11 protein-coding genes and 1 tRNA gene are annotated in these 9608 nt (G+C 63.2%); 6 read left to right on the plus strand and 6 right to left on the minus strand.

Annotation, left to right across the window (positions count from 1 at the left end; genetic code table 11):
- Window position 1: 1 nt before the first annotated feature.
- The 3 genes from NKI59_RS09065 (at window position 2) to NKI59_RS09075 (ending at window position 2771) form a co-directional block, all read left to right on the plus strand.
- A complete protein-coding gene (locus NKI59_RS09065) occupies window positions 2–952 on the plus strand; it encodes an acetyl-CoA carboxylase carboxyltransferase subunit alpha (RefSeq protein ID WP_352451195.1) in 951 nt (316 codons plus the stop codon).
- A gap of 212 nt (window positions 953–1164) precedes the next feature.
- On the plus strand, window positions 1165–2490 hold the full coding sequence (locus tag NKI59_RS09070) for a L,D-transpeptidase family protein (RefSeq protein ID WP_352703952.1): 1326 nt from the start codon (window positions 1165–1167) through the stop codon (window positions 2488–2490).
- A 5-nt stretch (window positions 2491–2495) separates the two neighbouring features.
- Complete coding sequence (locus tag NKI59_RS09075) at window positions 2496–2771, plus strand: sulfurtransferase TusA family protein (RefSeq protein WP_352703684.1); 276 nt, start codon at window positions 2496–2498, stop codon at window positions 2769–2771.
- Window positions 2772–2964: 193 nt separating this feature from the next.
- On the opposite strand, the gene NKI59_RS09080 is transcribed toward NKI59_RS09075, so the two are convergent.
- Window positions 2965–4092, minus strand: coding sequence for a CobW family GTP-binding protein (locus NKI59_RS09080; protein ID WP_352589741.1), 1128 nt, complete (start codon window positions 4090–4092; stop codon window positions 2965–2967).
- Window positions 4093–4096: 4 nt separating this feature from the next.
- Complete coding sequence (locus NKI59_RS09085; protein ID WP_352703955.1) at window positions 4097–5275, minus strand: D-alanyl-D-alanine carboxypeptidase family protein; 1179 nt, start codon at window positions 5273–5275, stop codon at window positions 4097–4099.
- Window positions 5276–5545: 270 nt separating this feature from the next.
- Between NKI59_RS09085 and NKI59_RS09090 the strand changes: the two genes are divergently transcribed.
- Window positions 5546–6709 (plus strand): M20 aminoacylase family protein, encoded by a 1164-nt coding sequence (locus NKI59_RS09090; protein ID WP_352703685.1) that lies wholly within the window; start codon window positions 5546–5548, stop codon window positions 6707–6709.
- A gap of 72 nt (window positions 6710–6781) precedes the next feature.
- Here NKI59_RS09090 and NKI59_RS09095 read toward each other — a convergent pair whose 3' ends face one another.
- The 4 genes from NKI59_RS09095 to NKI59_RS09110 all read right to left on the minus strand — a co-directional run bounded on the left by NKI59_RS09095 (window position 6782) and on the right by NKI59_RS09110 (window position 8356).
- Window positions 6782–6925: a glycine zipper domain-containing protein gene (locus tag NKI59_RS09095; protein ID WP_198023575.1), complete on the minus strand. Its 144-nt coding sequence runs from the start codon at window positions 6923–6925 to the stop codon at window positions 6782–6784.
- 41 nt (window positions 6926–6966) lie between these two features.
- A complete protein-coding gene (locus NKI59_RS09100; RefSeq protein WP_023677875.1) occupies window positions 6967–7257 on the minus strand; it encodes a DUF768 domain-containing protein in 291 nt (96 codons plus the stop codon).
- A 120-nt stretch (window positions 7258–7377) separates the two neighbouring features.
- A complete protein-coding gene (locus NKI59_RS09105; protein WP_084641262.1) occupies window positions 7378–7908 on the minus strand; it encodes a hypothetical protein in 531 nt (176 codons plus the stop codon).
- A gap of 121 nt (window positions 7909–8029) precedes the next feature.
- Window positions 8030–8356: a DUF1330 domain-containing protein gene (locus NKI59_RS09110; protein WP_023677873.1), complete on the minus strand. Its 327-nt coding sequence runs from the start codon at window positions 8354–8356 to the stop codon at window positions 8030–8032.
- A 339-nt stretch (window positions 8357–8695) separates the two neighbouring features.
- On the opposite strand from NKI59_RS09110, the gene NKI59_RS09115 reads away from it, so the two are divergent.
- Both NKI59_RS09115 and NKI59_RS09120 read left to right on the plus strand, forming a co-directional pair.
- Complete coding sequence (locus NKI59_RS09115; RefSeq protein ID WP_352457625.1) at window positions 8696–9388, plus strand: winged helix-turn-helix transcriptional regulator; 693 nt, start codon at window positions 8696–8698, stop codon at window positions 9386–9388.
- 47 nt (window positions 9389–9435) lie between these two features.
- Window positions 9436–9512 (plus strand) — tRNA-Arg (locus tag NKI59_RS09120).
- Window positions 9513–9608 lie beyond the last annotated feature (96 nt).

The following is a 9608-nucleotide window of genomic DNA, read 5'->3' on the forward strand; positions in this document are numbered from 1 at the left end:
AATGTACAATTACCTCGATTTCGAAAAGCCTGTGCAGGATCTCGAAGGCAAGATCCTTGAGCTGAAGAAGCTTGCCGAGAACGGCGAGGCGGTCGATGTCGGCGATGAGATCGCCCGTCTCGAAAAGCGCTCGCGCGATGCGCTGCGCGACGCCTACAAGGCGCTGACGCCATGGCAGAAGGTGCAGGTGGCGCGCCATCCGGACAGGCCGCATTGCATCGACTACATCAAGGGTCTGCTTACCGATTTCACGCCGCTCGCCGGCGACCGCAATTTCGGCGAGGACCAGGCGATCGTCGGCGGCTTCGCCCGCTTCCGTGGCGAGCCGGTGGCAATCATCGGCCAGGAGAAGGGTTCGGATACGACAAGCCGGCTGAAGCATAATTTCGGCTCGGTGCGGCCGGAGGGCTACCGCAAGGCGGTGCGGTTGATGGAACTCGCCGACCGCTTCCAAATCCCGCTGCTGACGCTGGTCGACACGGCCGGCGCCTATCCCGGCGTCAACGCCGAAGAGCGCGGCCAGGCGGAAGCCATCGCCCGCTCGACCTCGGCCTGCCTTGGCCTGAAGGTGCCGTCGATCTCGGTGGTGATCGGCGAAGGCGGCTCGGGCGGCGCCATAGCGATCGCCACCGCCAACCGCGTCTACATGCTCGAACACGCCATCTATTCGGTGATCTCGCCGGAAGGCGCCGCCTCGATCCTGTGGCGCGACACCACGCGGTCCAAGGACGCGGCGACCAACATGAAGATCACGGCGCAGGATCTGTTGGAGCTGAAGATCATCGACGCCATCGTCGCCGAGCCGCTCGGCGGTGCCCATCGCGCCCCCGAAACGGTGATTGCCGCCACCGGCGACCTCATCGCCAGGACGATGAAGGAATTCTCCGGCGCCAACACCGACTTCCGCGAGCATCGCCGCGAGAAATACCTGGCGATGGGCCGCAATCTGTAACATCCGGCAGGCACGCGGCCCGAAATGTGGCGGCGTGAACCAGTTTCGCCACAAAAATGCCGCCGCATTCGGCTCAGTGGGCTTGCCGTAAGGGGACGCGCCAGCATGATTGCAGTAAGGAATTTTCAAGGTTAACGGGCTTAGGGTCCGTCAGTGGTCAGTTTAGCAGCCGCGGCATCCGCGGCGCAGAGATGAAGACGATAGCCATATCCATGTTTGCCAAGCTTGCCCGCACCGGAGTTCTGATCGCTGCGATCGGCGTCGCCGGCTGCAATGACGCTTCGATGAAGGATTTTGCGCCGCAAGGCAACAAGCCGCTGCCGGACAAGATCCTGGCCGAGATGAAAGCCAAGGGCATGGTCCGCACCTCCTCGGTGATGGCCCGCATCTTCAAGGAAGAAGGCAAGCTCGAAATCTGGAAGGCCAAGACCAACGGCCGCTACGACCTGGTCGCCAGCTACGACATCTGCAAATGGTCGGGCAAGCTCGGGCCAAAATTCACCGAAGGCGACCGCCAGGCGCCGGAAGGCTTTTACACGGTCCGCCCGGCACAGATGAACCCGCGGTCGAATTACCACCTGTCCTTCAATATCGGCTACCCGAACGCCTATGACCGCGCCAATGGCCGCACGGGTTCCAACCTGATGGTCCATGGCGCCTGCTCGTCGTCTGGCTGCTATTCGATGACCGACGCGCAGATCGAGCAGATTTACGCTTTCGGCCGCGACGCCTTCCAGGGCGGCCAGACCGAGTTCCAGATCCAGGCTTTTCCGTTCCGCATGACCGCAGCCAACATGGCGCGCTATCGCAACGATCCGAACTACGAATTCTGGAAGATGCTGAAGGTCGGCTACGACAATTTCGAGGTTACCAAGGTGCCGCCGAAAGTCGACGTCTGCGAGAAGCGCTACGTCTTCAACCAGGTTGCGGCCGACGGCTCGACCTTTAATCCGACCGGCGCTTGCCCTGCGACCACCCAGCCCGATTCGCTGAAGAGCGCCATCAACGCCTATCAAAGCACCTATGAGGCGGCCTTCAACGGCGCCGTCAAGGCCAGCGTGCCGGCACCCAAGCCGACCATCGCCGGGATCAAGGAAGCCAGCATCGTTTCCGACTGGTCGAAACGGCGTGCGCGCGGCGAACGCGTGCCGATCGAGCCGCCCTCGCTCAACCCGGACGGCACCGTGGCCGAAACGGCGCGCATGGGCCGCATCGATTCGCCGGCGGGCCGCAAGATGGCGGCGCTCGATGCCGAAAAGGCCGCCAAGCAGAAGGCCGAGGAACAAAGGCTTGCCGCCATAGAAGCGGCCAAGGCCGCGAAAGAGGCAGCCAAGGCACAGGCCTTGGCCGAGAAGGAAGCTGCCAAAGCCAAGGCGCTCGCCGAAAAGGAAGCTGCCAAGACCGCCGCAGAGATGCCTGTCGCCACCGCCACCGTAGCGCCATCGGACGCCGCCCCGGCAGTCGAAACGCAGGCTGCGGACGCCGAAAGCACGGCGACAAGGTTGAAGAAAAAGCTGCTCGGCATGTTTGGCGGCTGAACTTCATGCTTGAGCAAGAAGATGGCGGCCAAGAACACAGGCCCTCAACTAGCCCCGCCGCCGTCTACGACCTCAAAGGCCTGAACTGCCCGTTGCCCGTGCTCAAGGCAAAAAAGCGCCTGGCCGCAATGCAGCCGGGCAGCCGGCTGTGGCTCGAAACCACCGACCCGCTCGCCGTCATCGACATTCCCGCCTTCTGCGCCGAGAGCGGCCATCGGCTGGTCGAGACAACGGCGATGTCAGGCGGCCACCGCTTCCTGGTCGAGCGCGGGATCGGCTGAGTCTCGACTTAGCTCGTTCTGGCGAAAGCGGCTGAGCGGGATAATCTCCCCCCTTGAGGGGGAGATGGCCGGCAGGCCAGAGGGGGTTGCCGCGCGTCAAGCGCCAACCTTTTCTTTCGTCCCACAGGGCGTCGCGCCAGCCGAGGCGACCCCTCTGTCGCCTTCGGCGACATCTCCCCCTCAAGGGGGGAGATCACGATCCGGCAATAGCCAGCGGGTTGCTTTCCAGTGCTGCGCGATCCGGCGTGTCGATCGACGGCCGGTTGGTGAAGGCGGCGAACAGCCGCCGGACATAGTCTTCGGGCATGTCGAGCGTGATCAGCACCAGCCTGGTGCCGCGCTGGCTGTCCGGCCAGGCCGGCAGTTGCACCGGCGGATGCAGGATCTTCTGCACGCCATGGATAACCAGCGGCCGCGACGGGTCTTCTGCAAGCTCGATGACGCCTTTCATCCGCAACAGGCGCTCGCCATGCGCCGAGCGCAACAGATCGAGGAACATCTCGATTGCCGAAAACGGCACCGGCCCGTCATGAACCAGCGAATACGAACGCACGCGGGAATCGTGCCTGTGATCATGGTGATCATGGTCGGCATGGTCATGCCCGTCGTGATCATGCCCGCCGTGGTCATGCCCGCCGTGGTCATGGTCGTGGCCGGCTTCTTCGCCGAGCCAACGCTGCACATCGACGGATTTGGTGGCCGGATTGTAGAGGCCGCTATCGAACAGGGTCGCGGTGCTTGCCTCGCCCGCGTCGAGCACCACGGCGCCCGGGTTGAGCTGCCTGAGCCGCGCCCGCAACGCCTCGACATCGCCTGCATCCGTGGTCAGGTCGGCCTTGCTGAGCACGATACGATCGGCGACGGCCACCTGCTTCACCGCCTCGACATGCGCATCGAGCGTCGCATTGCCGTTGACGGCATCGACCAGGGTGATGACGCCGTCGAGCCGGAAGGCCTGGACCAGGGCCGGGTGTGCCATGATCGACTGCAGTACGGGGGCGGGATCGGCGAGCCCGGTGGTCTCGACGATGACGCGGGCAAGCCGGTCGATGCGGCCGGTCTGCAGGCGGTCGACGAGATCGGCAAGCGTATCGACCAGCTCGCCGCGCACCGTGCAGCAGAGACAGCCGTCGGAGAGCTGGATGATGCCGTCGGAGGCCTGCTCGACCAGGAGATGGTCGATCGCCACCTCGCCGAACTCGTTGATGATGACGGCGGTGTCGGCGAGCGCCGGATCCCGGAGCAGCCGGTTGAGCAGCGTCGTCTTGCCGGCACCGAGAAAGCCGGTGAGCACCGAAACGGGGATCGGGAAGCCGGCCATGCGGCTAGTTCAGCGCCTTGGCCGGCTGCTGGACCTGCGCGGCGGTGGCGGATCCGGCCACAACTGGCTCGGCGTCGGCCGGCGGCGGCCGGTCCGGCCGCCATGTCGGCAGCGGCACGTCGGCATATTCCTGCCCGGAGGCGTCGAGCATCGCCTTCGGCTTCGGTCCCGTGGCGCCGCCGAGGCCGACGGCGATCAGCGTCGGTACATGGTCGAGCTTTTCCTGATAGGGCGATTTCGGCACGTCCTTGCCCTTGTCGCCGACGGCGGGTGCGGCTTCCGACTGCTCCTCGACCGGCTTCTTCTTGCAGATCTCGTCGTTCATGTCGTTGGCCGACATGGTGTCGCCATAGGCAGGCAGCGCCGCGACCGTCAGCCAGCTCGGCGCCGGCGTTGCAAAACCCTGGTCGAGCAGTTTTGCCGCCGCCTCGGCGCGGGTGACTGCCGATCGTTCGCCGAGCACCACGGCGACCAGGGTGCGGCCGTTGCGGGTCGCCGAGCCGATCATGTTGAAGCCGGACGAGCAGACGAAGCCCGTTTTCATGCCGTCGGCACCCGGATAGCGGCCGATCAGCAGGTTGTAGTTGGAGATCGCCTTGTTGCCGACGGCAAGGCCTTCGATCGAGAACCACGGGGCATATTGCGGGAATTCCTTGCGGATCGCCATCACCAGCAGAGCGAGATCGCGCGCTGTCGTATACTGGTCCGGCGAATAGAGCCCGTTCGGATTGACGAAATGCGACCCGCTCATGCCGAGCCTCTGCGCTTCGGCGTTCATGCGTTCGGCGAAAGCCGCTTGCGAACCGCCGATATTCTCGCCGACCGCCATGGCGATATCGTTGGCCGATTTGACCAGCATCATCTTCAGCGCATTGTCCAACCGCATCACCGAGCCCGGGTTGAAGCCCATTTTGCTCGGCGGCTCGCCGGCAGAATGTTTCGTTACCTTGATCGGCGAATCGAGCTGGACCTCGCCCGCGGCAATCGCCCGAAACGCCACATAGGCGGTCATCAGCTTGGTCAGCGAAGCCGGGTACCAGCGCCTGAACGCCTCCTGGTGCTGCAGGATCTTGCCGCTGTTCAGGTCGAACAGGATTGTCGGATTGGCCAAGGCAGGCCCGGCCAGCGCCGCAAGCACCACCGTGCCCGCCACCAACAGTTTGAGGAAATGCCTGTAGCGCATCATGAAAACCGAAATAGCCTCTTGCCGCAGTCCCACCTGGCTCCGTAAGATTTCGTTACACGATCGCCAGGATAATGGTCCGGCCCTCTGTTCCCGGACCACAGTCGCGGTGCTATTTACTCTATGTGACGTCAACATGGCAAAGTGCTGCCGATCACAATGTGGAAGCAGCAGCACAATGCAAAGCAGCGTGCATGGTTGCAAGGCAGCAGGCACAATTGCAAAGCAGCAGGCCAAGACCGCCTGCTCCAACAGCGAAATGGAACCATCATGCCGATCCTGAACCGAGCCGCCGAAATGCAGGACGAGGTGGCCGGCTGGCGCCGCCATTTGCACCAGACGCCGGAGCTGAATTTCGACGTCTTCAAGACCGCCGCTTTCGTCACCGAGAAGCTGAAGGCTTTCGGCTGCGACGATATCGTGACGGGTTTGGGCAAGACCGGCGTCGTCGGCATCATCCGCGGCCGCCACGGCGAAGGCTCGACCATCGGCCTGCGCGCCGACATGGATGCCCTGCCGCTCAACGAGATCACCGGCAAATCCTATGCTTCGACCGTCCCCGGCAAGATGCACGCCTGCGGTCATGACGGCCACACCGCGATGCTGTTGGGTGCCGCCAAATACCTCGCCGAAACGCGCAATTTCGCCGGCTCCGTCGCGGTCATCTTCCAGCCGGCCGAAGAGGGCGGCGGCGGCGGCAACGAGATGGTCAAGGACGGTATGATGGAGCGCTTCGGTATCTCCAAGGTGTTCGGCATGCACAACATGCCGGGCCTGCCGGTCGGTCAGTTCGCCATCAGGCCGGGTCCAATCATGGCGGCGACCGCCGAATTCACCATCACCGTCAAGGGCCGGGGCGGCCACGCGGCGATGCCGCACGGCACCATCGACCCGATCGTCATCACCAGCCAACTCGTCGGCGCATTGCAGACGATCGCCTCGCGCAGCACCGATCCGGTCGAGGCGGTGGTCGTCTCGGTGACGAAATTCCACGCCGGCGACGCCTATAACGTCATTCCCGAGACCGCCGAGATCGCCGGCACCGTACGCACGCTGAAGAAGGAAGTCGCCAAGAAGGCCGAAGAGCGCATCCGCGCACTTTGCCAAGGCCTGGGCGCTGCCTTCGGCGCGACAATCGAGGTTGATTACAATGCCAATTACCCCGTCACCTTCAACCATCCGGAAGAAACGGTCTTTGCCAGCGACATCGCGGCCGACGTCGCCGGCGAAAGCCATGTGCACCGCGCGATCCAGCCGGTGATGGGCGGCGAGGATTTCTCCTACATGCTTGAAGCGCGGCCGGGCGCCTTCATCTTCATCGGCAATGGCGATACCGCCGGCCTGCACAACCCAGCCTACGACTTCAACGACGAGGTCATCCCGCACGGCATGAGCTATTGGGTGAAGCTGGCGGAAACAGCGCTGGCGGCGTAGCCATTCGGCATCGGCGGTGCGGCAACCGCCGCACCTCTGGGCGGCAAAACCGGGCAGGACATGTTCTGCTGGTCACTTCCGGCCGGACGACTTCCGGGCAAGGCCGAAGGCAATGCCCAGAGCAATACCTATCCCGATGCCCGCAACAATGTTGTCCAACACGACGCCGATAGCCACGCCGATCACGACGCCGAGTGTGAGGTGTTTGGCATCCATTATGCCCGGTCATGTAGCGTGGAAGGGAAGAGCCGCAACCGCTACGGTCCGCTCTTCGGATCCTCGACCTCCAGCGCCTCCATGACCGGCGCCAGCTCATTGTCGTCGGCAGGTTGCGGCTCTTCGCCTGTCCTCGCCTTCGTCAGGGCTGCCTCGATCGCCTCCTGGATATTGCCGAGCTCGTCTTCGCGAACCTCGTGGCCATAGCCGGCAGCGTCGGCATCCTGTTCGAATTGCTGCGCCAGGACGGCGACGCTCACCTCGCTCTCGGCCGGCAGATTGCCGACATTCTCCTGCAGCCACGTTTGAAAGAACTCTTTGGTGGCGCTCATGCGGTGTCTCCTTCGGGACACTAAAGCGCGCCGGCGTCCCGAAAGTTCCGCTATCCCGACCTCTTTGGGGCCTGCTCCCACATTCGGCCAGGCGGCGTTGGCGCCGCCGGGCTCGGCTGCTTACTGGCTGACAGCAGTCGTCGGTTCGCACGACACGTTCGGGTTCATATCCGCGAACGCGCCGGTCGGGTTGCCCTTCCAGGCCCAGACATGCAGCTCATAGAACGGACCGAGGCCATAGCGATTGGGCGCGCTGTTGAAGTTGAACAGATGCCCATCGAGCGAGGCCGGGCCTTTCGAGGTGATGTATTCGACCGCGATCAGTTTTAGCGTGCCGTCGGCCATCGGCTCGTACATCACGGCTTCCGGCTTGGCGACATCGACAGCGTCGTCCTTGAGGTAGTCGGGATTGACGTAATGGATGCCCATGGCGCCGCCGGTGATGCCGCTGGCGCAGGGGATCGGCGCATAGCCCTCAGCGGTCGCCGCCGCCACATTCTCGAAGCGGCTGTTGGCCGCGCGTACCTTGTCGGCCAGCGGATTGGGACCGGACGCGGGCGCTGCCTGATGCGCCTGCGCCAACGCAGTGCAGGCCGACAGCAGCGCCGCGGCAGCGAGAACTCTATTGCGAAAGTTGATTGTCATAGTCATTCCATTCTTCTTGAAAAGCACAGCCCGGCCGGCCGCCGGAAGTAAGGAGGTCCGGCAGGTGGGCGCTGTGGCTGTTGTTGCTGGGAGATCCCTATCCCGATGCGACGAATGCAGGGGAAGATCATCCCTTCGGCAAATACGGGATGGTTCCGGCCAGATCGGAGTTGTCGATCAGCTGGAAACGGCTGTCGCTGCCGCCCTGACGGGCCGAAACGAACGGCGCGTAGGCAGGATCGTCGGTGAAGGCGCGCGCCGCGGCCTCGGTCGGGAACGCCATCAAGGCAATCAGCGTCGTGTCGAGCGGCTTGCCTTCGAGCGTCTTCACATTGCCGCTGCGCGACAGATATCTGCCGCCGTGCTTGTGAACGAGGTCGTGGACCGACGCGGCATAGGCCGGCATCCACTTCGGGTCCCTCACCTTGATGTCTGCGATAACGTAAGCGGTCATGGGTCATGTCTCCTGGTCGTGCACAGGGGTATCCCGTGCAGCGGCCAAGGGCTCGCACGGCAAGGCCGGCGCCAGCCAGTCCGCGATCTGTACTGGTGTGGCGAATCCGAAATTCGCATTCACTTTGGAGCAACGCAGCGAGCGAATTTCGGATTCAAAAGCCACACCAGCAAGTGCTTGGATTTCCAGTGTGGTTTTGGATTTGAAGTTCCTAACGCTGATGCCACCCAGAAAGCAGGAACTTCAAATCCACCACACTGGGCCGGTACAGTTTCTGTACTCGCCGTGCCGCCGGGGAAGGCCTATGATCCCGGCTGAGTTTGAGGGGAAGGCAACATCATGACCCAGTCCGGATACAAGCAGTTCTGCCCGCTATCGATGGCCGCCGAGGTGCTGTGCACCCGCTGGACCATGGTTCTGCTTCGCGAATTGGTGGCGGGCTCGACCCGTTTCAACGATCTGCGCCGCGGCGTCCCCAAAATGTCGCCGACCCTTCTGTCGCAACGCCTCAAGGAGCTCGAGCTGGCCGGGATCGTCGAGCGCAAGGAGGTGCGCGGCGAGAAAGGCATCTTCGAATACCGGATGACCGAGGCAGGCAGGGATCTGCGTTCCGTTGTCGAGGCGATGGGCTTTTGGGGGCAGAAATGGGTCGAGTCGCGGCTGTCGCTGAAGAACCTCGATCCGTCGCTGCTGATGTGGGACATGCGGCGCAACCTCAACGCGTCGCCGCTGCCCGACGGGCGCACGGTGATACAATTTCTGTATCAGGAGCTCCCCGCCTCCAAGCGGTCATGGTGGCTGATCGTCGAGAAGCACGGCGAGGTCGACCTCTGCTGGTACGATCCGGGCTTCGATGTCGATCTCTACGTCTCGACCGACCTGCACACGATGACCGAAATCTGGATGGGGCTGATCACCGTCGAGAAGGCCGGGCCGAAAGTCATCTTGACGGGCGACCAGGATATCGCGCGCAAAATGCAGACCTGGCTCGGCCTGAGCCCGTTCGCGGTCGAACCCAAGCGAGCGGCCTAGCTGCCTCTTGGCGAAACGATCCGAAGCGGTTATGTGTCGGGCGCGATGGTCCCGTAGCTCAGTAGGATAGAGCGGCAGATTCCTAATCTGTAGGTCACAGGTTCGATTCCTGTCGGGATCACCATGTTTTTCAAGTACTTAGCGCGAAATCGCCGTACTTTTTTTGCAGGATTTCTGCGAAAATAAGTACGGCGAATTTCGCAGACCTTCAGACTTTGGG

Source organism: Mesorhizobium sp. M0598 (assembly GCF_040320865.1).
Taxonomy (GTDB): domain Bacteria; phylum Pseudomonadota; class Alphaproteobacteria; order Rhizobiales; family Rhizobiaceae; genus Mesorhizobium.